The sequence below is a fragment of the Acidisoma sp. L85 genome, from assembly GCF_009765865.1.
Taxonomy (GTDB): Bacteria; Pseudomonadota; Alphaproteobacteria; order Acetobacterales; family Acetobacteraceae; genus Acidisoma.
In genome coordinates, this window is record NZ_LMUQ01000050.1 from 33676 (window position 1) to 54133 (window position 20458).

Below are 20458 nucleotides of genomic sequence, written 5' to 3' on the forward strand. Positions count from 1 at the left end.
ATCGTCTCGCCAATTTTGCGTATAGAGATGGTCATGCACGCTCCATGCAAAGTCGCTTTACCTTGCACGGATTAAGCCGCTCGGCTTACCTAAACCTTAAACGCCCCGGGGCCTAGCGCTTAGGCGACGACCGTTCTCGCAACCTGCGCTGCGTCTCACGCGTCGTATTCATACTTATGAATAGATGATCGACCGCACTTCGGAGGCAAAGCTGGAATTGGGATATTTCTTGAGGGCATCGTCAACTTGATCGGTAAAGTTATTGATGAGCGTTGTTTGTCTGTCTGCAAAAAACTGCTGATGCTTAAAATGCTTGTCCGTATTGATGTGATCAGGTTCCGTTTGTATGTTTCTTTCTTCAATCAACGCCGTCCTCTCGTTGAACTCCTTGCATATTGGCGCCAGGATTTTAAGAAGAGCTGATTCGGGCTGAGTTTTTGTCAAATTAAGAAGCTTATTGAACTTCGCAGCATTTCTTTTGTTTTGTCCGATCTGCACCAGGAGATTTTTCTCCCTGGAAAAGGCTGGAAGCCGCCGTGGAGCAGGCGATCCATCTACGCGCGCAGGTTTCGGGTCACTTCTATCCGCGTTCTTAACGAGATCTGCAAATTTCTCCGCGCTTTCCGTCGTCGCTCTTCCGGTCGGCGCGCTGACATAAGCCGAAGGCGGAGGAAAACGCGCGACGACCATAACTCTAAACTCCACGAACCACAGTGCGTTTCTACCCAAGATTGATTGAGAAACCCTGGACCCGACAAGATATCGTCCTGTCGATCCGCTATCTCGACGACCCATCCGGCGCCCCAATCCCTCCCGTCCCGATTGACCTTTAACGAAAACTCCACCTAGCTTCGCGCCTCAAACCCCGGAGGTCAGGATGCGCGACGACCACACACGCCTCGGTGCTCTCCCCGTCTCGCGCCGTCAGGCAATCCTCGCCGGAGGTGCCGCCGTCGGACTCGGTGTCCTCGGCCTGCCGCTGATCGGCGAGCAAGCCTTCGCCGCGGGCAAACTGGTGGCGCTGGTCCATACCCAGGCCGCCGGAGACGATGGCCCGATCGACGACATGATCGCCCATCTCAAAGCGCTGTCGAAAGAGAAGGACTTCCCCATCCGCGCGATCTACGCGGCGGACCCCTCGACCTACCAGTCCATCCTGACCACCCTCGCCAAGGCGGGCGCCGGCATCATCGTGACGACCTTCAACGAGATGGCCGATCCGCTGAAAGCCGTGGCGCCCGCCTATCCGGACACCAAGTTCGTCCAGCTCTATGCGGACCCCTTCAACCCGACGATCCCCAATATCCTCACAGTCGAATACCAGGCCCATTACGGCATGTATCTGGCCGGGCTCTTCGGCGCGAAGATCTCGCAGAGCCAGAGGCTCGGCTATATCGGCGGCGTCAGCCTGCCGGGCCTCAACGCCGACCTCAATGCGATGAAGGCGGCGGCCGCCAGCGTCAGCATCAACGCCAAGGTCAAGGGCGCCTTCGCCGGCTCCTTCCAGGACCCCGCGAAAGGGCGCGAAATCGCCAATCAGCTATTTTCCTCCGGTGTCGATTTCATCCAGACCGATGGCGCCGCGACGGATGCCGGCGTGATCCGCGCCGCTGGCGAGGGCGGCAACCGCATCGTCAGCGCCGTTTTCCGCACCCAGTTCAAGCTCGGCCCCAAGACCGTCGCGGCCTCCGTGCTGGTGAATTTCGGCCAGTCGCTCACTGACCAGGTGAATTTCGCGCTGTCCGGCACCTTCGCCGGCGGCCATCATGTCAGCAATCTTGCCGATGGCATCATCGACTTCGTGCCCTCGCCGCTGTTCATGGCGAATGGCCCGGCCGATTACGTGATGCGCGCCAAGGCCGCCTGGCCAGCCGTCGATGCCGCCAAACAGGAGATCATCCAGGGTTCGCTGAAAGTACCCTTCGACACCAAGCTCTGAGGCCCGGGCAGCCGGTCGTGTCCGCCGACCCTCCGGCGCTGGCCTGTAGCGGATTGACCATCCGCTTCGGCGACTTCGTGGCACTGCAGGACGTCACGCTGACCCTCGGCCGCTATCGTATCCATGCCGTCTGCGGCCAGAATGGCGCCGGCAAGACAAGCTTCGCGCGGGCCTGCGCCGGGCTGATCGGCTCCGCCACCGGCACGGTCGAGATCGCCAGCCGCCCCCTGCGGATCGGCCATGTCGCCGCGGCGCGGGAAGCGGGCGTCGAGCTAGTGCATCAAAGCTTCGCCCTGCCGCCCTCCTTCACCGTCGCCGAGGCGATGGAATTCGGCCTCAGCGGCAGCACCGGGGCGATTTTCTTCCGCCGGACCCTCAACCGCCGCTGGGCCAAGCACCTCAAGGCCCTCGGCGTCGAGGCAAAACCGAAAGATCGCATCCGCGACCTGCCAGTCGAGACCCAGCAGGCCGTCGAGATCGCCCGCGCGCTGGCCGGTGACGCACGTCTCCTCATCCTCGACGAACCGACCGCCGTTCTGGCGCCCGGCGCGGTTGACGCACTCTTCGCCCGTCTCCGCCGCCTGCGGGACAGCGGCGTCACCATCATCATCATCCTGCACAAGGTCCGCGAGGTCCTGGCCATCGCCGATACTGTTACGGTGCTGCGCGGCGGCCGCCTGGTGGATGGACCGACCGAGGCCACTGAGGTCACGGCGGAGAGCCTCGCGCGCTCGATCATCGGCGCGGCGGCCATCGCGGCCGAGGCACCGGAGGACCAGGCGGCGCTGGTCGGCGCATCCATTCCGCGCGGCACCCACGCCCAGCCCGCCGCTGCGGTGACCGCACCGCTGCTCTCGATCGCCGGTGCCGCAACCGCCAAAACCGGAGACGGCCCGGCCTTGCGGCAGATCGACCTCTCGGTCGGCGCGGGCGAAATCCTCGGCATCGCTGGGGTCGAGGGCAACGGCCAGCAACCCCTGGTCCAGGCCATCGCCGGGCTTATCCCGCTGACCGCCGGACGCCTGACCCTCGACGGCACCGATATCACCGCCATGCCCCTGGCCGAGCGCCGCCGCCGTGGTCTCCGCATCATCCCCTTCGAGCGCAATACGGAAGGTCTGAGCCTCTCCAGCGCGCTATGGGAGAATTGGGCCGCGCGCGGGCTGCTCGGCCATTCGGCGCTTAGCCTGATCAACCCGGCCAAGCTGCGTGCCGAGGCGCGAGCCGCCTTCACCACCTGGGATGTCCGCTTCGAGACCGTCAACCAGCCTGCCCGCTCGCTCTCCGGCGGCAATGCCCAGAAGGTCATTCTGTCGCGCGAGATCGACGAGGCGGCGCGGCTGATCATCCTCGCCCAGCCGACCCGTGGCCTCGACATCGGCGCCACCGCCTTCGTCTGGCATGCGATGCGGGAGGCGCGGAAGCGCGGCCTCGGCCTCATCCTGATTTCCTCCGACCTCGACGAGCTTTTCGACATCAGCGACCGCGTCATCGTCCTGCAGGGCGGCAGCATCGCCGGAGACTTCACCGCGCCCTATGACCTGCATGCCGTCGGCACCGCCATGGTGGGATCGGCGGCGGCATGAAGGCGGCATCGCTCACCGTCCTCCGCGCCATCGCGTTCGTCCTGCTGGCGCTCATCCTCTGCGGCGTGATCTTTGAGGCCGCCGGCTTCTCGGCGCTCGACATGTTCTCGAGCATTCTCGGCGGTGCCTTCCTGGCCGATGGCGCGCTGATCCAGGATCTTCGCTGGGCCTGCCCGCTCTTCGTCTCGGCGGCGGGCGTGCTGGTCGCTTTCCGCTGCGGCTATTTCAACGTCGGCACGCAAGGGCAGTTCTACCTCGGCGCGATCGGCGCCGCCGTTGTCGTCGCCTTGCTGCCCGGCCTGCCCGGACCCTTGGTCATCCTCCTCGCCCTCCTGCTCGGCATTGCCTTCGGCGCGCTCTGGGCCTTTTGGCCGGGCTGGCTGCGCATCCGCTCCGGCACCGATGAGGTCATCACCACGCTGATGGGCAATTTCATCGCCGGGCTGCTGCTGATCTGGATCACCAGCGGCTGGCTGAAGGACCCCGCCGGCAGCGGCCAGGTCACTGCAAGCCGCCCGGTTCCGGCAGCGATGCGGATCAGCGATTCGAGCGGCGTCTCGCCCACGATCCTCGGCATCACGCTGCTGGTCGCCATCGGGATCTGGGTATTGATGAACCGCACGGCTTTCGGCGTGCTCGGCAGCCTGGCGGGCCGCAACCCCGTGATGGTGACCTGGCAGGGTGCCAGGCTCTCCCGCCTCGGCCTCGGCGCCTTCCTGATCAGCGGCGGCACGGCGGGCCTCGCGGGTGCCATGGAGGTTTTGGGACCGGACGGCAGGCTGGTCAGCGGCTTCTCCCCCGAACATGGCTTCACCGCCGTGCTCATCGCCCTGGTCGCCAATCTCTCCGTCAGCGGCACGGTCATTGTCGCGCTGTTCTTCGGCGGCCTCGCCTCCGCCAGCCTTTTCCTTCCAGTGATCGCGGGCCTGCCAGCGGCGGCCATCGACATGGTCAACGCCGCCATCGCCCTCTTCATCACCGCCCGCGCCTGGCCGCGCCGCCTTGGCGGGGTACGCCGGTGATCTCCCTGGTCGTCGCCGTGCTGCGCGAAGCGACGCCGATGATCTATGTCGCCATGGCCGGCATGTTGGCGCAGCGCGCCGGGGTGTGGAATCTCGGCCTCGAGGGCCTGATGATCACCGGCGCCTGCGCGGGCGTCGTAATCACCGAACGCGTGGGCTCCGTGCTCGCGGGCGTCGCGGGCGCCGTGCTGTTCTCGGTGCTGCTCTCCGTGCTGCTCTGGGTGGTCATCGAGAAGCTACGCGCCAATCCGATCATCGCGGGGCTCGGGCTGACCGGCCTTGGGCTTTCCGGCACCGATCTCGCGATCCAGGCGATCTATGGCAGCGAGGCGGCCGTCACGGCGCCCGCCGGCATCCCCACGCTTGGCCCCGCCTATGGGATTCTTGGCGTGCTCGACGTGCTGGTGCTGCTGATGCCGTTCACGGTGCTGGCGCTCTGGGTGCTGCTCCGCCGCACCCGTTTCGGTCTGCGCCTGGCGGCCTGCGGCGAGCATCCCTTCGCCGCCCGCAGCGTCGGCGCCGATCCCGGCCGCATGCGGCTGCTGGCCCTGGTGTTGGGCGGCGTGCTGGCCGGGCTGGGCGGAGCGGACCTTTCCCTCGGCGGCCTGCAAATCTTCAGCATCAACATGACGGCGGGGCGCGGCTTCATGGCCTTCGCCGCCGTCATCTTCGGCGCCGCGCACCCCTTGGGCACGACCCTCGCCGTGCTATTCTTCAGCCTCGTGGAATATCTCGGAATCAAGGCGCAGCTCGTTTTCGGCGAAAACGCCCCGCGCGATTTCATCCTGATGCTGCCTTATCTCGCGACCGTTCTCGGCATCTGGATCAGCGCTCGCCTGCGTGGCGGCGCGGTGGTCAATTCCGCCGAATTGCGGGATTCCTGAGCGTCCCCAGAACCGGCCCGAAGGCATCTCCATGACCAGAAGAATCATCATCGACACCGACCCCGGCCAGGACGACGCCGTCGCCATCCTGCTCGCCCTCGCATCCCCGGCGGAGCTCACGGTCGACGCCATCATCGCCTGCGCCGGCAATGTCCCCGTCACGCTGACCGGCACCAATGCCCGCAAGATTTGCGAGCTCGCCGGCCGCCCGGACATCCCCGTCTACGCCGGTTGCAGCCGCCCCATGGCCGCGCGCCCCCTCGTCACCGCCGAGCATGTGCATGGTCAAACCGGCCTCGACGGCCCTGACCTGCCCGAGCCTCGCATGCCGCTGCAAGCACAACACGGCGTCGATTTCCTGGTCGACCGCTTACGCGCCGAGCCGCCCGGCTCGCTCACCATCTGCGCGCTCGGCCCGCTGACGAATATCGCCATGGCGCTGGTCAAGGCGCCCGACATCGCGACGCGCATCCGCGAGATCGTGCTGATGGGCGGCGCCTATTTCGAGGTCGGCAACATCACCCCGGCGGCGGAGTTCAACTTCTACGTGGACCCCCATGCCGCCGCCATCGTGCTCGGCAGCGGCGTGCCGATCGTCATGAAGCCGCTGGACGTGACGCATCGCGTGCTGACGACCGACGCACGGCTAGAGCGGATCGGCGCATTGCCCAATGCCTGCGGCCGCGCGGTTGCCGCGATGCTCAACTTCTCCGAACGCTTCGACCTGGAGAAATACGGCACCGCCGGCGCACCGCTGCACGATCCTTGCGTGATCGCCTATCTCATCAAGCCCGACCTGTTTCGCGGCCGGCACATCAATGTAGAAGTGGAGACCACCAGCGCTCTGACGCTCGGCATGTCAGTCGCCGACTGGTGGCGCGTGACCAATCGCGCGCCGAACGCGCTATTCATCCGCGACGTGGACGATCATGGGTTGTACGCATTGCTGGAGGAACGCCTCGCCCGGCTGCCGTAAGGTTATGGCAGGTATTCTCTGGTATAAACCCTGCTCATTCCACCCCGTCATGCTCGGCGAAGGCCGGGCATCCACGCCTTTCTTGCATCACGAAGGCAAGGCGTGGATGGCACGCCTTCGCGTGCCATGACGAGTGTTTGGGTCGCGGTTCAGTATCGGATCATCACGCTCTCAGAGGGGTTAGAACTTGCGCCGCGTATCACCCCGGAAACGGCGACGTGCTCTTGAAACTCGGCAAAGCCTCGATCTTCGACCACCAATCCGCGAAGCCCGGAACAGCGAACACGGCATCCTTGTCCGGAGTCACCGAAACATAGGCGATGATCGGCGCGAGATAGAGATCCGCGAGGCTGAGCTCTCCCGCGATGAAGGGCGAGGCACCCTTTGTCTTCATTACCAGCTCCAAAACCTTGCGGCCGTTCTCCAGCCCGGCGCTCCGCATCGCCTCGCTCTTGCCGCCGACGAAATCCGGAAACAGATGATACCCCGCAACACCGCCGGCCAAAGCGCCATAGCCGTATGAGTCGATGATGCCGACGATCATATCCATCCGCGCGCGATCCTTGGGCGTCGCCGGAACCAGCGATTTACCGGGCAGGACGTCGTTCAGATAACGCGCGATCGCCACGGTTTCGAGGAGACGCATCCCGTCATAATCGAGCACCGGAACCTTGCCGAACGGATGGCGCTCCAGGTGATCCGGTTTCTTCGGATCGCCCTCCAATACGTTGAGCGGCACCTGCTTGAAATCCGTAAATCCCTTCTCGGCCAGCAGCATCTTGACGGTACGGACATAGGTCGAACCGTCGAAGCCCCAAAGCGTCATTTCAGACATGGCTACATCTCCCCAATCTCGTTGAAGCAATCACCCGCCAGCAGGCAAGGCCGCGACACCTAAATGCGCCGCCGCCGCCGCAACGCAACGCTCGAAAACATCGAGCGCGTCGAAAGCCAGCGTCACCCCATTTTCCGGCAGCAGCATCGCTAGACCGCCGCTCAACACCGCGCCCGGAACCATCAGGTTGTCGGGCAAGCCGAACCCCTCCACAGCAAGCCCCGCCATTGGGTCCGGCAAAGCCGCCACCTGCGCACGGCTGCGATCGGTGAAACTGACCGCCGTGTTGGAATAGCCGAAGATTGGCTTGCCGCGCCCCATGAACCAGCCGATTTCCACCAGCGTTCCCGCATCCGCCGAGGCACCGCGAAACGGCGTCAGATTGGCGATGATGATGTCGGCGGCTTCCATCATCTCGACATCCTTGCGGAAGATCGCAAGCCCGGCCGCGCTTTCATGCATCTCGGCAAGGGCGGCGATATCCTCGTTCAGCGGCGGCAGGCCACGAATACCGTAGCGCTCGCAGATCACGATTTTCCTACGCGCATGTGACGCGGCATCGGGCAGAAACACATCGGGTCCCGCGAGATAGGCGCTCACCATCGCATTCGGCCTCTCTTAGATTCGTGTCAGCCTACGCTGGAGATAACACCACTAAGTCATGCCTTTGCTCGCGTGACGAAGGCAAGGCGTGGATCGCACGCCTTCGCGTGCCATGACGGTGGTGGCCGCCGAATCGTTCGATACACCGTGCCGATCCCCATCAAAACGGCTTCACGATGACCATGATGACGATGATGACCATGAGCACCGTCGGCACCTCATTCGCCATCCGGTAGAAACGCTGCGGCCGTGTGTTGCGATCGTTGAGGAAATCCTTGCGCCATTTCGACACTGCGCCGTGAAAGCCGAATAGCAACACCACTGACACCAGCTTCACATACCACCAACCCTGCGACCACAAGGCGCTGCCCAGCACCACTACGAGCAGCACGCCGAACAACAGAGTCGCGAGCATCGCCGGATTGATGATCTGCTTAAGCAACCGCCGCTCCATCACCTTGAAGCGCTCGCTTTCCGCCGAGCCCGGCACCGTATCGCAGTGATACACATACAAACGCGGCAGGTAGAACATCCCCGCCATCCAGGCGATCAGGCTGATGACGTGAAACGCCTTGAGCCAGGGATAGAGCGCCCCCAGCATCGTTACGCAGCCACCTTGGCCAGACCGAGCAGCCCTGGAAGCTCCGCCATCGCACGGAAAATCCCCGCACCTTCTGCCGCCAGAATCTCGCCCGAAGCATGCGGACTGAAGCCGAGACAGGTCATCCCCGCCGCCCGCGCCGCCCGTGCGCCCGGCACGGAATCCTCGATCACCACACAATCCCCGGGCGCCGTGTGACCCGCCGCCGCCGCCGCGAGAAACAAATGTGGATCGGGTTTTCCGTTGAGGCCGATGCGCATCATATCCTCGGCGCTATGCTGCCGGTCTCCCACCAGCCGAGACAGGCCAGTCCGCCCAAACTTCACCGCCATCTCGTCATGCGTCGAGTTAGAAGCAACACGCCACGGCATCCCCGCCCGCGTCAGCGCCTCCAGAGCCGCGGCCGCCCCCGGAATCGCCTCGACGCTGGTCCGCAGCGCCTCGATCATGACGGCGCCGAGCGTCTCGCCGAAATCGAGTGGCACCGGCCGGCCCGTCACCGCCTCGGTCTGCTCGATGATGTCGCGCAGCGAACTGCCGAGGAACCGCCGCTCGCATTCCTCTTCGGTGATCGGCCAGCCCAGGCTGCGAAGCTCGGCCGAGACCACGCGGCTTGCCAGCCCCTCGCTGTCGATCAGCACGCCATCGCAATCGAAGATGACGAGCCGGATCGGGTGGCGACGTTCCGCCAGCAATTGCTGCGCCGTCTTCATCGTCAGTGGACCCTTTCGGCAGTGAAGGCATGGCCGGACCGCGCGAAAGGGCAGTCCTTATGCGAGGCGGGGCAGCGCCGGCCACCACCGCTGCTGCATAACCCCGGCCCACGCTCGCGCGCTTCGACCGCAAGCCGAGCAAGCGCCGCGATAAACCCCGGATCGGAATTCTGCACCGGCGCGCGAAAATAGCCGAGAACATGATGCTTCTCGGCAAGTTCCCGGTATTCGATGTCGAGTTCCACCAGCGTCTCCGAATGGTCGGAGACGAAAGCCACGGGAACCACAACCACCGCCCGGCGGTCCCGTCCGGCCTCGATCACCGCATCATCCGTGCTCGGCCCCAGCCATTTCTGCGGCGTCGCGCGGGACTGATAGCACACCAGTCCCTCGATGTCGGGCTCGCGCAGATGGCGCCGCAGCGCCGCGACATAGGCCTCGATCTGGAACTGATAGGGATCGCCGCGCGTGACGATCGTCTCGGGCAGCCCATGTGCAGAGAACAGCACGCGCAGCGGCGTGCCGGGCGGCAGCGCGGCCCGCGCCTCATCGATGGTCTTCTGCACCAGCGCCGCCGCATTCGCCGTGATGGCCGGATCATCGAACCAGCAGCACAGAGTCGTTGTCGGCCGCACCAGGCCGCCCTGAGCCGCCGCCTCGCGCCAAGCGGAGAGCGAACTGCCCGTCGTCGTCGTCGAGAAATGCGGATAGAGCGGCAGCAGCAAAATCTCGTCCGGCGCCCAATCCTTCACCGCGCGCACGGTTTCCAGGCTGAACGGATGCCAGTAGCGCATGGCGATGAAGCAGCGCGTCTCCCAATGCGGCATCAACGCCGCTTCCAGCGCCGTCGCCTGGGCTTGGGTCAGCGGTAGAAGCGGCGAGCCGCCACCCATCAGCCGGTAGTTCTCCTTGGCGGCGGGCACGCGCTTGCTCGCGATGTAGCGCGCCAGGAATGGCCGGATAAAGGGCGGCACCCGCAGGATGGCGGGGTCGGCGAAGAGGTTGAGCAGAAACGGCCGCACCGCCTCCTGATTGTCAGGACCGCCGAGATTGAACAGCACCACCGCGACCTTCGGCCACGCGATCAGCCGCTCTGGCCTCAGGGAGGAAAGCACATCCACGGTGTCAGGCTCCACGAACGAGATCGACCAGCGCCGCCACATGCTCGGGCGGCGTCGGCGGCATCACGCCATGACCGAGGTTGAACACGAAGGGCCGCCCCCGCATGGCACCCAATATCGTATGAGCAGCCTCCGCCAGCGCATCGCCACCGGCGAGCAAGGCAAAGGGATCGAGATTCCCCTGCAACCCCAGACCCGGCGGCACCAGCCGCGCCGCCACACCTGGATCGCTGGCCGTATCCATCCCCATGGTATCGACGCCAGCCCCGGCACCATAAGCGGCGATCATGGTGCCCGCGAGACGCGGGAAACCGATGACCGGCACCTGAGGGTGCCGCGCCTTGATGATGGCCGCGATTTGCGCCGTTGGCTCCACGACATAGCGCCGGAACAGGTCTGGCGGCAGCAGCCCTGACCAACTGTCGAAGATCATCACCGCTTCGGCGCCAGCCTTGATCTGAGCCAAAAGATAGGTGGAACTCGTTTCCGTCAGCCTCTCGATCAACCGGCCGAACATGGCGGGTTCCCGCGCCGCCAAGCCGCGCGCGGTGGCAAAATCCTTCGATCCGCCGCCCTCGATCATATAGCAGGCGACCGTAAACGGCGCCCCGACGAAGCCGATCAGCGCGGTGCCGGGGCTTTCCTCGGCCAGCTTTTCCCGCAAGCGGCCGATCGTTTCCAGCACCGGCTCAACGCGCCGCAGAAACCCGTGCTCGTCCAGCGCCGAGACCTCATGGGCCAGGCGAAGGGGTTCCAGCACCGGCCCATGGCCCTCGGCGAAGCTCAGATCGCGCCCCAAGGCCCAGGGCAGGATGAGGATGTCGCTGAACAGGATTGCGCCATCCATCCCGAAGCGCCTGATGGGCTGCAAGGTTGCCTCCGTCGCCCGTTTCGTGTCGAGGCAGAAGGAAACGAAGTCGGCGGTTTCGGCGCGCAACGCCCGGTATTCCGGCAGGTACCGGCCAGCCTGACGCATCAGCCAGATAGGCGGCGGCCAGACGGCCTCGCCGCCGAGGGCGCGCAGCAATGTCTTCGATCGAGGAGTCATCCACTGCGCCTCTACCTTATTGAAAGAGATCTAGGAATGAGTGTGGAGGTAGATGGGGGTGTGAGTCACAGGGTACCCGCCCGTCTTCGCATTTGTCCCCAGCTTCGTCCCCAGCTGACACGGCACGAGATGACGCTCCGCACTCACAGAGTCTTGACCGCCCCGGTACGGCGCCCGTCCGCCACAAAGCTGTGCGAGCGTACCCACCGGAACCTCGGTTCTCCCCGCTTGGAGGCCGAATTGAGCCTTGGGGGCTGATCTATCCCCAGCTTTCTCGTTATGGTTACAAGATGTCCACTCATCGGTTGAACCTGCACCTGGTTTCGGATGCCACCGGCGAGACCCTGAATTCGATCGTCCGCGCGACGACGGTCCAGTTCGAGCACCTCACCATCCTGCCGCATCGCTGGAGCCTCATCCGCACCCGCTTCCAGCTCCATCGCGTGATCGACGGTCTTCAGGCGGAGCCCGGTCCGGTGCTCTCCAGCCTGGTCGATAAAGGGCTGCGGTCGGAACTCGACATGGCCTGCCACAAGCTCGGCGTGCCGGTGGTCCATGTGCTGGACCAGGTGATGACCATGCTGCAGGACCATCTCGGCGAGCAGGCGGCCGCCCGGCCCGGCCGGCAATACACGCTGGACGCCGATTATTTCCGCCGTATCGATGCGATTCACTACGTTCTGGCCCATGATGACGGCCAGGCGCAGGCCGGTATCGCTGGGGCCGATGTGGTGCTGGTGGGCGTTTCCCGCTCGTCCAAGACGCCAACCTCCTTTTATCTGGCCAATCGCGGCATCAAGGCGGGAAACATTCCCCTGGTGCCGGGCATCGCGCTGCCCACCGTCCTGGAGTCCCCGAACTGTCCCGTGGTCGGCCTCACCCTCGATGCGCAGGCCTTGATCGATATCCGGCGCCACCGCCTCAAGATGCTCGGCACCGAGAATGTCGGGCCGCAGCATGACGGCCAATACACCGATCAGGAGGCCGTGACGGCCGAGCTGCTCTGGGCCAAGCGCCTCTGCACCAGCCGCGGCTGGCCGCTCATCGACGTGAGCCGCCGCTCGATCGAGGAGACGGCGGCGACAGTGATCCAACTCATCGACGCCTGGCACGACCGGCGGAACAAGGCAGCCGCCGCGAAAAACCAAGCCCCGCCCGCGTCAGCCTGAAACTCGTCATGGTTGGCTCGCCACCCCTCGTTCTCGCAAGCGGCTCAGCCGCTCGCCGGACCATGCTGACAGCCGCTGGCCTTGATCCCGTTCTCGCACCGGCCGCGATCGATGAGGAAAAGCTCAAGCGCCGAACCAAAGCGGGCGGTCTGGACGCGGGTGAGGCGGCATCGCGGCTGGCCGAAGCCAAAGCGCGTGCCGTGGCGGCGTCGCATCCGGGCAGCCTCGTGATAGGGGCCGATCAGATGCTGATCTGCGATGGCGACCGGTTCGACAAGCCAGCCGACATGGCCAGCGCGCGCCGCCAACTGCTATCGCTGCGGGGCCGCACGCATTCGCTGCCAACGGCGGTGGTGTGCCTGCGCGACGATATCTGCCTCTGGCGCCACCTCGAAACCCCCCGTCTCACCATGCGCCGGTTTTCGGACGACGACCTCGACGCGGTTCTGGCCGCCGAAGGCGAAGCCGTTCTCGGCAGCGTCGGCGCGTATCGGATCGAAGGCCCGGCGATCCGGCTGTTCGAGCGCATCGAGGGCGACTGGTTCGCCATCCTCGGCATGCCCCTCCTGCCGCTACTCGGCTATCTGCGCGACAGCGGAACGATTCCGGGCTGACGTTCTATCGGAGACTGTTGAGCCGCGCGGCTAGAGCAGGTTATTTCCGGCTTGAACCGCGACCCAAAGATCCGTCATGGCACGCGAAGGCGTGCCATCCACGCCTTGCCTTCCTCACGCGAGCAAAGGCGTGGATGCTCGGCCTTCGCCGAGCATGACGTGGTGCAGTGAGCAGGGTTCAAACCGGAGACACCACGCCCGCTAACTCCCCGAACCAGCCGGACGCCGCAGCCGAGGCTTGGCGGCGGGCGCCGTTGCGTCCAGCAGCGCATGCATCGCCGCCACCGTCTCCGGCGGCAGCCGGTGGATTGAGCGCGCCAGCCGGTTCGCCAGCGCCGTCTGCTCCGGCGACAGCCCGGCGGTATTGACCGTTACCCGTGGATGCGACAGCCGCGCGAGCCGCGCCAAATCCTCCGCATCATCCCAGATCAGACCGAAGAACTCGCAGACCTGATGGACCAGCCCGGTGCTCGGCCGTCCGCGCCGGCCATGCTCCAGCGCCGAGAGATAAGCCGCCGAAACCTGCAACTCGCCGGCAAGCCGGGCGAGCGTGACGCCGCGCGCGGCCCGCAGGCTACGCAGCCGGGCGCCGAAAGGCGTCACCTCACCCGGCGCAGCAAAAGCCGCACGGAGCCCGTATTAGTCTGCGAGGGATGGGTCGCCGCCAGAATGAGGGCGCGCAGATGCGGCAGGTTGATCCAGTGGGGCAATTCGCGCCGCAATACGCCGCCCTCCCCGGACCCTCGGCCCGTCACGATCTCGACACAGCGCAGGCGGTCATGCCGCGCATTCTGAATGAAGACCGAGAAGGCCAAAAACGCGCTTTGTGCCGTGCGGCCGTGGAGATCGAGTGTGCGCTGAGGCCGCATCCGGCCAGCCCGCAACTTCTCCCAGGACGAGCTATCGAGACCCGCGGCAGCGCCCCCAACGGTGATCGCCTTGACCGCCGGCTTGCGCGCGGCCGCCGGCGGCCGGGCAACCGCCTCTGCCGCCCGCGCAACCGGTGGCGGCTGCGATGGCGCAGCTTGCGCCGGGGCAGCTTTGGGCAATGAGGCGGCAGGGGACCGGCCACGCAAAGGCCGAGTGCCGATCGAGCGGGTAAACGTCGCCCACTCCTCCCGCTCATGCTCAGAGAGTGGGCGATGCCGCACCGGCGCCTCCCGCGGGCCGGGCGCCGAACAATGCCGAGCCGATCCGCACATGGGTCGCGCCACAGCCAATCGCCGTCTCGAAATCGCCCGACATTCCCATCGACAAGGTGCCAAGCCCATGCCGCCGCGCGCATTCCGCGAGCCAGAGGAAATGGGGCGCCGGATCGGCCTCGGCCGGCGGAATGCACATGAGACCCTCCAGCGCCTCGCCAAAACGGAGAAGCATCGCCGAGATGAAGCGGTCAGCCTCGGCGCGGGCGATCCCGCCCTTCTGCGGCTCGTCGCCCACATTCACCTGCACCAGGAGCCGAGGCAGCTTGCCCTCCTGTTGCGCCGCCTGTTCCAGCGCATCGGCGAGGCGTGGCCGGTCCAACGTCTCGATAACCTCCGCCGCCGCCACCGCGGCCCGCGCCTTGTTGGTCTGCAATGGCCCGATGAGCCGCAATTCCAGCCGCGGAAACTCCACTCGCAGCGCCGGGAACTTGGCCGCCGCCTCCTGGACACGGTTTTCGCCGAATACGGAATGGCCCGCTAGCAGAGCCGCCCGAATGCTGGCCTCCGGGTGAAACTTGGAGACGGCGACGAGGCTCACGCTGCCGAGCGCGCGGGCGGCCTTAAGCGTTGCGGCGTCAATGCGCTGCCTGAGATCGGCAAGCGCTGTCTCAATTTCGGCATTGTTGGCGGAGATCTGCATTCACCAAGGGTTGTCGGCCTTGCGAGGCGGGTCAAGGCGGAGCCTCGCGATGTCTTTGCAAAGGATTGCTGTCTTGTAATCTTAACACACGAGCTTACAGAGCTGTGCTAATAATCTTTAACTATAGTTAGATAATAAAAATCACCAACAAAAAAGCGTAATAGGACGTGGCCGGGGTTCAGCCGGTCGCGGCCAGAGGCGTGCCCAACCTCACGGGCTTGGTCCGCGGGTCTCATAAAGGAAGAGCGAAGTCTATGCGAAACAGTCTGCTGGCCACCGCCGCCCTCCTGGCGCTCGGCCTAGGTGCCGCAGGGGCGGCTCAGGCCCAGGTGTCGAATCCCGTTATGACCATGGCGCCCGGATCCGTCACCGTCCGCCTAGACGGCCGTATCTCCTGGTTTGCCGGCGTAAGCGGCTTCAGCGGCCAAAGCTTCGAGGGCACGAAACTCTCTGGCGCCGGTTTCGGTGGCTATCTCCGCCTCTTCCCGGGCTTCGACGGCGTCGCGGCGAACGGCCTGCAATACGGCGCGCAGAGCGAACTCCGCGTGAATATGGGCGGCACCGCCAACGACGAGACACTCTATGTCTTGCGGGCCTTCGGCTATCTCGGACTAAAGCAGGCGGGTATCGTCCGCTTCGGTCAGCAGGAAGGCGCGCTCTACCTCTACGATAGCGGTCGCTTCGAGGGTAACGATCTCTCGTTCGATGACGGCGGCTGGAACGGTGACATCCAGAACTGGTTCGTCAGCAAGGCGGCAACGCCGGTCTATCCCTTTACCTGGACGAACAACGAACGCGCGACGGACAAGATTGACTACATCTCGCCTGACTTCAGCGGCTTCGGCTTCGGCGCCAGCTTCGAGCCGAACAACGTCGCCGAGAATGACAGCCCCGCGGTGGTCTCCCAACCGACAGCGGTGGACATCCGCCGCAATACGCTCGAGGTAGGCGGCCGCTACAAGGCGGTGATGGGGCCCTTCGGCCTCTATACCTCCGCCGGCTACCTCACCGCTGGTCATGTCAATGACAGCGATGCGACGGACGGCCAGCCCTACAAAAACATGAATGTCGGAAGCTTTGGCCTTGAGCTGAGCTATGCCGGCTTCACGATCGGCGGCAACACCAAATTCGGCAGCATGAATGGCCAATTCGAGCCGGAGCCCTCGGGCGGCACGAACGCTCTGGGTTGGATGGCCGGCTGGCAATACGCCATCAAACATCTCAGCTTTGGCGCAAGCTACTTCGACTACCAAAGCACCGGTGACTTCACGACGCCCGCGCTGGAAGGCCAGCGTCGTGAAACCGGTGTCGCGGCGGGCGCCACCTATATTCTCGTGCCCGGTGTGAAGCTCTTTGCCTCCTACCTCTATGGCACGCGCCATCAGGGTGACTTCAACTTCCAGACCAGCAAGGTCGGTCCCGACTTCAACAACATGCAGGCTCAGGTCTTCGCGCTCGGCACCTGGATCTACTGGTAACCACCCCGGCCATTGCGGCCGAGAACGACTGAGAAAGAGGCGGCCGGGTAACACCGGCCGCCTCTTTCTTTTTGTGCGAACGCAGGCTCCCGTCTCTGCATGCGGCGCCCAAAGAGGCCGGAAATGCGCGAGCAGCGCATTTTAAAACGGTCTCTGAGGATAACGGCGGCCCGGCTCGGCCAGTGTGGCCTGAGGACAACGATCGCTTCCGGGGCGGCCAGGTCCCACCGGCCACCTGATCTTTTTGCACCTGCACACTGCGCAAAAACTCATGGGCGGCGTTGTGGCGTTTTAGACACAGTGTTTCGTAAATGTCATTCCCGTTCCTCCTAGACCGTTGCGGTCTTTGCCACCGTCGCGCCATTATCCGCCCGCTGCTTCCAAGCCGATCTTCGCCTCTGCTGGCGCAAGCACCGGATGAAGCTTGAGGCGAAGTGTCATGACGGCCGGGGAAACCTCCGGCGAAATAGGAGGAATGAATGCGCAAGCTCCTGCTGGCCACCGTGGCTACGCTGAGTGTTTCAGCTGGCGTTCTCGCCACTCAGGCTGAAGCCCAGAGCACGTCGGCTGCTCCCGGCACCGTAACGGTCCGGTTGAACGGCCGAGTTAACTGGTACGCCGGCATCGAGGGCTCGTCGCTCGACACCCAGGCCGACGGCACCAAGACCAGCACGACCAATTTCCTTGGTTACCTCCGCCTCTATCCGGGCTTCGACGGCGTCGCCGCGAACGGCCTGCATTATGGTGCCGCGGCCGAAATTCGTATCAACGGCGGCTCCAGTGCCGGCGCCGAGACGCTGTTCGTCCATCAGGCCTATGGCTACCTCGGCCTGCCCGAGCTTGGTCAGGTCAGCTTCGGCCAGGAAAACGGCCCGGTCGTCCTCTTCGAAACCGGCACATTTGAAGGCTTCAACGACGGCGCCTGGTGGGGCGATCTTCCCGCCATTATCCCGTCTGCGGCCGAAGTCGTTTATCCCTTCGTCGATAACGGTGGCTTCAGCCAGGAGACGAACAAGATCGTCTACCTGTCGCCGACCATCGCGGGCTTCCAGTTCGGCCTTGGCTTCGAGCCGAACCACACTCCCGAGAACTCGACGGATGCCGTCACCTCTTCGCCGAACATCTCGGTCTCCGGAGGTTCGACCACGGCTCAGCCGCGTAACCTGATCGACGTTGGCGGCCAGTACACCCAGACTTTCGGCCCGGTCGGCCTCCAGATCGGCGCGGACTATATCAACGCCGGCACGACCAACTACACCGGCGCGCCGCAGCCTGGCGTGACGCCCACCAGCTTCCACCAGATGAGCATCTTCTCGGGTGGTGTCACGGCGACGTTCGCCGGCCTGACGATCGGTGGCAACTCCGTCTACGGTGCCTTCAACCAGGTCACGGGTTACAACTTCCAGCTTGAGCCTGCTGGTGGTGTGAACGCCCTCGGGTGGTTGGTTGGCGCGCAGTATACCATTGGCCCGGTCGTTGTCGGCGCCAGCTGGTTCAACTTCAACACGACGGGTGATCTCCCGAATGGTGTTGACGCCGGCAGCGGTGCCACGATCACCGCCGCGGGCCTCACCACCGGCCAGCAGGTCAACAACGGCTTCGCCGCCGGCGGCACCTATACGCTGGTTCCTGGCGTGAACCTCTTCGTCGACTACGACTACGGCTGGCGCAAGCAGGGTGGTTATGACTTTGCCACCTTCGCCGCAGGCACCGAGCATAACTACGTCCAGTCGCAGCTCTTCGGCGTCGGCACCCAGATCCAGTGGTAAGCTGACCCCGCATCCTCTGCGGATTGTCTAAAAAGGGTGGCGGGACCGAGGTCCCGTCACCCTTTGTCTTGTCGGGCGCTTTGGTTCTCGCTTGGCAGGCGAGGCTTCCAAGGCTACAGAGCACCCCCGCGCGTTCGCGCGGACCAAAGTTCCGGGCGCATGCGATGAAGTCGATACGGGCCACATTTCTTGACGTTGCGCGGGTCTCCGCCGCGGCTGGTCTTCTGGGCACGCTGGCGCTTGCCGGCTGCGGAGGAGAATCCAAACCGGTCGATCCCAGTGTGCTCAACGGCGACCAGACCGTCGGGCCTGGTTACAAGAATACCGGCGGCGGATTGTTCGGCACCTCTGGCCTGACTTTCGGCGTCAACAAGAACCCGCACGGCAATAGCAGCGGCAGCGGTGGCGCCGGTATCGGCGTCAACGCCTATCTGTGGCGCGGCGCGCTCGACACGCTTTCCTTCATGCCGCTCTCCTCGGCCGATCCCTTCGGCGGCGTGATCATCACCGACTGGTATCAGCCGCCCGGCGACACCGGCGAACGCTACAAGGCGACCGCCTATATCCTCGGCCAGGATTTGCGTGCGGATGGCGTGCGCGTCGCTGTCTTCAAGCAGGTGAACACGAACGGGCAGTGGATCGATTCCACCATCGCGCCCGGCACCAACGAGCAGATCGAGGACAAGGTTCTCGCCCGCGCCCGGCAGCTCCGCATCCAGAACGCCGCCAACTGACACGGCCGCCGGGCAAATTGCCGCGGCGCGCCGGACCATATTGCCGCCATAGGGTAAGTTGGCGGATACACGGCGCATGAACGACCGACCCGAAACGGCCGCCGCCGAAGTGCCGCTGCCCCCCCGCTACGACTTCCGCGCCGCCGATGCCGTCTGGCAGAAGGCCTGGGAGGACCGCGCCTGCTTCGCCGTCGCCGACCGGCCGCAGGATTCCCGCCCGAAATACTATGTGCTCGAGATGTTCCCGTACCCCTCGGGCAAGATCCATATGGGGCATGTCCGCAACTACACGCTGGGTGATGTCGTTGCCCGCTACCGCCGGGCGCGCGGCTTCAATGTGATGCATCCGATGGGCTGGGACGCGTTCGGCCTGCCCGCCGAGAATGCGGCGCGCGAGCGCGGTATCCATCCCGCGCAATGGACCTGGGACAATATCGCGGCCATGCGCGCCGAGCTGAAGCGCATGGGCCTCTCGCTCGACTGGGCGCGCGAATTCGCCACCTGCGAGCCGCGCTACTATGGCCAGCAGCAGCGCCTCTTCCTCGATTTCCTCGCCAATGGGCTGGTCGAGCGTAAGGAGAGTTGGGTCAACTGGGATCCCAAGGACGGCACCGTCCTCGCCAATGAGCAGGTGATCGACGGGCGCGGCTGGCGTTCCGGCGCGCTGATCGAGAAGAAGAAGCTCTCGCAGTGGTTCTTCCGCATCACCCGCTTCGCGCCCGACCTGCTGTCGTCGCTCGACGAGATGGACCGCTGGCCGGAGCGTGTGCGCCTTATGCAGGCCAATTGGATCGGCCGGAGCGAGGGCGCCCGCGTGCGCTTCCCGCTCACCGAGCCCGCCCAGGGCGTCTCCGAGATTGAGGTCTATACCACCCGCCCCGACACGCTCTTCGGCATGTCCTTCATGGCCCTGGCGCCCGAGCACCCCATATCGCTTGCCCTGGCCGAACAAAATCCTGACGCCGCCACCTTCATCGCGGAGTGCCGCCGCCTCGGAACCACAGCCGCCGCCATCGAGACGACCGAGAAGCGCGGCTTCCCCACCGGCCTGACCGTGCGCCATCCTTTCGACCCCGATCGGCGCGTCCCGGTCTGGATCGCCAATTTCGTGCTCATGGATTACGGCACCGGCGCCATCTTCGGCTGCCCCGCGCATGACCAGCGCGACTGGGATTTCGCCACCGCCTACGAGCTGCCGATCCTACCCGTGGTGCGGCCGCCCGATGGCCCCCAGACCGGCGGCGAGGCTTATACCGGCCCCGGCCGCCTGATGAACTCGGGCTTCCTCGACGGGCTGGATGTCGAATCCGGCAAGCGCGCCGCAATCGACCGCCTTGTGGAAATGGGCTGGGGCGAGAGCGAGACCAATTGGCGCCTGCGCGACTGGGGTATCAGCCGCCAGCGCTACTGGGGCTGTCCCATCCCCATCATCCACTGCGCCGCCTGTGGCGCCGTGCCGGTCCCCGCCGATCAGCTTCCCGTCGTTCTCCCGCAGGACGTGACCTTCGACCGTCCGGGCAA

General features: G+C 65.0%; 21 protein-coding genes. 11 read left to right on the forward strand and 10 right to left on the reverse strand.

Annotated features, from left to right (window positions below; all coding sequences use genetic code 11):
• Window positions 1–174: 174 nt before the first annotated feature.
• Window positions 175–690 (reverse strand): hypothetical protein, encoded by a 516-nt coding sequence (locus GSQ83_RS15425; RefSeq protein WP_158803765.1) that lies wholly within the window; start codon window positions 688–690, stop codon window positions 175–177.
• A gap of 187 nt (window positions 691–877) precedes the next feature.
• On the opposite strand from GSQ83_RS15425, the gene GSQ83_RS15430 reads away from it, so the two are divergent.
• The 5 genes from GSQ83_RS15430 to GSQ83_RS15450 are packed head-to-tail and all read left to right on the forward strand — an operon-like array spanning window position 878 to window position 6407.
• Entirely contained in the window at window positions 878–1939 is a 1062-nt protein-coding gene (locus tag GSQ83_RS15430) for a BMP family ABC transporter substrate-binding protein (protein ID WP_158803766.1), read from the forward strand.
• 17 nt (window positions 1940–1956) lie between these two features.
• Window positions 1957–3525, forward strand: a complete 1569-nt coding sequence (locus GSQ83_RS15435) for an ABC transporter ATP-binding protein (RefSeq protein WP_158803767.1) — start codon at window positions 1957–1959, stop codon at window positions 3523–3525.
• Window positions 3522–4547, forward strand: coding sequence for an ABC transporter permease (locus tag GSQ83_RS15440; RefSeq protein ID WP_158803768.1), 1026 nt, complete (start codon window positions 3522–3524; stop codon window positions 4545–4547). The genes GSQ83_RS15435 and GSQ83_RS15440 overlap by 4 nt, the downstream gene beginning before the upstream one ends.
• The gene (locus GSQ83_RS15445; protein WP_158803769.1) at window positions 4544–5431 is read left to right on the forward strand and encodes an ABC transporter permease subunit; all 888 of its coding nucleotides are present in this window, start codon (window positions 4544–4546) and stop codon (window positions 5429–5431) included. Before GSQ83_RS15440 ends, GSQ83_RS15445 begins: the two co-directional genes overlap by 4 nt.
• A gap of 31 nt (window positions 5432–5462) precedes the next feature.
• Window positions 5463–6407: a nucleoside hydrolase gene (locus GSQ83_RS15450; RefSeq protein WP_158803844.1), complete on the forward strand. Its 945-nt coding sequence runs from the start codon at window positions 5463–5465 to the stop codon at window positions 6405–6407.
• A 199-nt stretch (window positions 6408–6606) separates the two neighbouring features.
• On the opposite strand, the gene GSQ83_RS15455 is transcribed toward GSQ83_RS15450, so the two are convergent.
• The 6 genes from GSQ83_RS15455 to hemE form a co-directional block, all read right to left on the reverse strand.
• The gene (locus GSQ83_RS15455; RefSeq protein ID WP_158803770.1) at window positions 6607–7242 is read right to left on the reverse strand and encodes a glutathione S-transferase family protein; all 636 of its coding nucleotides are present in this window, start codon (window positions 7240–7242) and stop codon (window positions 6607–6609) included.
• Window positions 7243–7272: 30 nt separating this feature from the next.
• Window positions 7273–7845, reverse strand: coding sequence for a nucleoside 2-deoxyribosyltransferase (locus GSQ83_RS15460; RefSeq protein ID WP_158803771.1), 573 nt, complete (start codon window positions 7843–7845; stop codon window positions 7273–7275).
• A 160-nt stretch (window positions 7846–8005) separates the two neighbouring features.
• Window positions 8006–8446 carry a protoporphyrinogen oxidase HemJ gene (hemJ, locus tag GSQ83_RS15465; protein WP_158803772.1) on the reverse strand — a complete coding sequence of 147 codons (441 nt, stop codon included), beginning with the start codon at window positions 8444–8446 and terminating at the stop codon, window positions 8006–8008.
• A gap of 2 nt (window positions 8447–8448) precedes the next feature.
• On the reverse strand, window positions 8449–9159 hold the full coding sequence (locus tag GSQ83_RS15470; RefSeq protein ID WP_158803773.1) for an HAD family phosphatase: 711 nt from the start codon (window positions 9157–9159) through the stop codon (window positions 8449–8451).
• Window positions 9160–9161: 2 nt separating this feature from the next.
• Window positions 9162–10262: a ferrochelatase gene (gene hemH, locus GSQ83_RS15475; RefSeq protein WP_371418029.1), complete on the reverse strand. Its 1101-nt coding sequence runs from the start codon at window positions 10260–10262 to the stop codon at window positions 9162–9164.
• A gap of 22 nt (window positions 10263–10284) precedes the next feature.
• Window positions 10285–11328 carry a uroporphyrinogen decarboxylase gene (hemE, locus tag GSQ83_RS15480; RefSeq protein WP_158803775.1) on the reverse strand — a complete coding sequence of 348 codons (1044 nt, stop codon included), beginning with the start codon at window positions 11326–11328 and terminating at the stop codon, window positions 10285–10287.
• A gap of 290 nt (window positions 11329–11618) precedes the next feature.
• Between hemE and GSQ83_RS15485 the strand changes: the two genes are divergently transcribed.
• Together GSQ83_RS15485 and GSQ83_RS15490 are read left to right on the forward strand one after the other, a co-directional pair.
• A complete protein-coding gene (locus tag GSQ83_RS15485) occupies window positions 11619–12497 on the forward strand; it encodes a pyruvate, water dikinase regulatory protein (RefSeq protein ID WP_158803776.1) in 879 nt (292 codons plus the stop codon).
• A gap of 8 nt (window positions 12498–12505) precedes the next feature.
• A complete protein-coding gene (locus tag GSQ83_RS15490) occupies window positions 12506–13111 on the forward strand; it encodes a nucleoside triphosphate pyrophosphatase (protein WP_158803777.1) in 606 nt (201 codons plus the stop codon).
• A gap of 201 nt (window positions 13112–13312) precedes the next feature.
• Here GSQ83_RS15490 and GSQ83_RS15495 read toward each other — a convergent pair whose 3' ends face one another.
• Genes GSQ83_RS15495 through GSQ83_RS15505 form a run of 3 tightly spaced genes read right to left on the reverse strand, consistent with a single transcriptional unit; the run spans window position 13313 to window position 14956 of the window.
• Complete coding sequence (locus GSQ83_RS15495) at window positions 13313–13714, reverse strand: helix-turn-helix domain-containing protein (RefSeq protein WP_158803778.1); 402 nt, start codon at window positions 13712–13714, stop codon at window positions 13313–13315.
• On the reverse strand, window positions 13711–14262 hold the full coding sequence (locus tag GSQ83_RS15500) for a Smr/MutS family protein (protein WP_254065720.1): 552 nt from the start codon (window positions 14260–14262) through the stop codon (window positions 13711–13713). Before GSQ83_RS15500 ends, GSQ83_RS15495 begins: the two co-directional genes overlap by 4 nt.
• On the reverse strand, window positions 14240–14956 hold the full coding sequence (locus GSQ83_RS15505; RefSeq protein WP_158803780.1) for a YggS family pyridoxal phosphate-dependent enzyme: 717 nt from the start codon (window positions 14954–14956) through the stop codon (window positions 14240–14242). Before GSQ83_RS15505 ends, GSQ83_RS15500 begins: the two co-directional genes overlap by 23 nt.
• 254 nt (window positions 14957–15210) lie before the next feature.
• Between GSQ83_RS15505 and GSQ83_RS15510 the strand changes: the two genes are divergently transcribed.
• From GSQ83_RS15510 to leuS, 4 genes are all read left to right on the forward strand, one after another.
• The gene (locus GSQ83_RS15510) at window positions 15211–16434 is read left to right on the forward strand and encodes a porin (protein ID WP_158803781.1); all 1224 of its coding nucleotides are present in this window, start codon (window positions 15211–15213) and stop codon (window positions 16432–16434) included.
• Window positions 16435–16913: 479 nt separating this feature from the next.
• Complete coding sequence (locus tag GSQ83_RS15515; RefSeq protein ID WP_158803782.1) at window positions 16914–18203, forward strand: porin; 1290 nt, start codon at window positions 16914–16916, stop codon at window positions 18201–18203.
• Between the two features lie 164 nt (window positions 18204–18367).
• On the forward strand, window positions 18368–18937 hold the full coding sequence (locus GSQ83_RS15520; protein WP_158803783.1) for a DUF3576 domain-containing protein: 570 nt from the start codon (window positions 18368–18370) through the stop codon (window positions 18935–18937).
• Between the two features lie 76 nt (window positions 18938–19013).
• A partial coding sequence (leuS, locus tag GSQ83_RS15525; RefSeq protein WP_158803784.1) for a leucine--tRNA ligase occupies window positions 19014–20458 on the forward strand: 1445 nt, incomplete at its 3' end.

What these genes read in the sequence shown, in the direction of transcription:
- GSQ83_RS15505 (WP_158803780.1), bottom strand. Translation starts at nt 14,956, where the DNA reads ATGCAGATCTCCGCCAACAATGCCGAAATTGAGACAGCGCTTGCCGAT.
- GSQ83_RS15485 (WP_158803776.1), top strand. Translation starts at nt 11,619, where the DNA reads ATGTCCACTCATCGGTTGAACCTGCACCTGGTTTCGGATGCCACCGGC.
- hemJ (WP_158803772.1), bottom strand. Translation starts at nt 8,446, where the DNA reads ATGCTGGGGGCGCTCTATCCCTGGCTCAAGGCGTTTCACGTCATCAGC.
- GSQ83_RS15460 (WP_158803771.1), bottom strand. Translation starts at nt 7,845, where the DNA reads ATGGTGAGCGCCTATCTCGCGGGACCCGATGTGTTTCTGCCCGATGCC.
- GSQ83_RS15440 (WP_158803768.1), top strand. Translation starts at nt 3,522, where the DNA reads ATGAAGGCGGCATCGCTCACCGTCCTCCGCGCCATCGCGTTCGTCCTG.
- GSQ83_RS15470 (WP_158803773.1), bottom strand. Translation starts at nt 9,159, where the DNA reads ATGAAGACGGCGCAGCAATTGCTGGCGGAACGTCGCCACCCGATCCGG.
- GSQ83_RS15425 (WP_158803765.1), bottom strand. Translation starts at nt 690, where the DNA reads ATGGTCGTCGCGCGTTTTCCTCCGCCTTCGGCTTATGTCAGCGCGCCG.
- GSQ83_RS15490 (WP_158803777.1), top strand. Translation starts at nt 12,506, where the DNA reads ATGGTTGGCTCGCCACCCCTCGTTCTCGCAAGCGGCTCAGCCGCTCGC.
- GSQ83_RS15510 (WP_158803781.1), top strand. Translation starts at nt 15,211, where the DNA reads ATGCGAAACAGTCTGCTGGCCACCGCCGCCCTCCTGGCGCTCGGCCTA.
- GSQ83_RS15455 (WP_158803770.1), bottom strand. Translation starts at nt 7,242, where the DNA reads ATGTCTGAAATGACGCTTTGGGGCTTCGACGGTTCGACCTATGTCCGT.
- GSQ83_RS15450 (WP_158803844.1), top strand. Translation starts at nt 5,463, where the DNA reads ATGACCAGAAGAATCATCATCGACACCGACCCCGGCCAGGACGACGCC.
- GSQ83_RS15430 (WP_158803766.1), top strand. Translation starts at nt 878, where the DNA reads ATGCGCGACGACCACACACGCCTCGGTGCTCTCCCCGTCTCGCGCCGT.
- hemE (WP_158803775.1), bottom strand. Translation starts at nt 11,328, where the DNA reads ATGACTCCTCGATCGAAGACATTGCTGCGCGCCCTCGGCGGCGAGGCC.
- GSQ83_RS15520 (WP_158803783.1), top strand. Translation starts at nt 18,368, where the DNA reads ATGAAGTCGATACGGGCCACATTTCTTGACGTTGCGCGGGTCTCCGCC.
- GSQ83_RS15515 (WP_158803782.1), top strand. Translation starts at nt 16,914, where the DNA reads ATGCGCAAGCTCCTGCTGGCCACCGTGGCTACGCTGAGTGTTTCAGCT.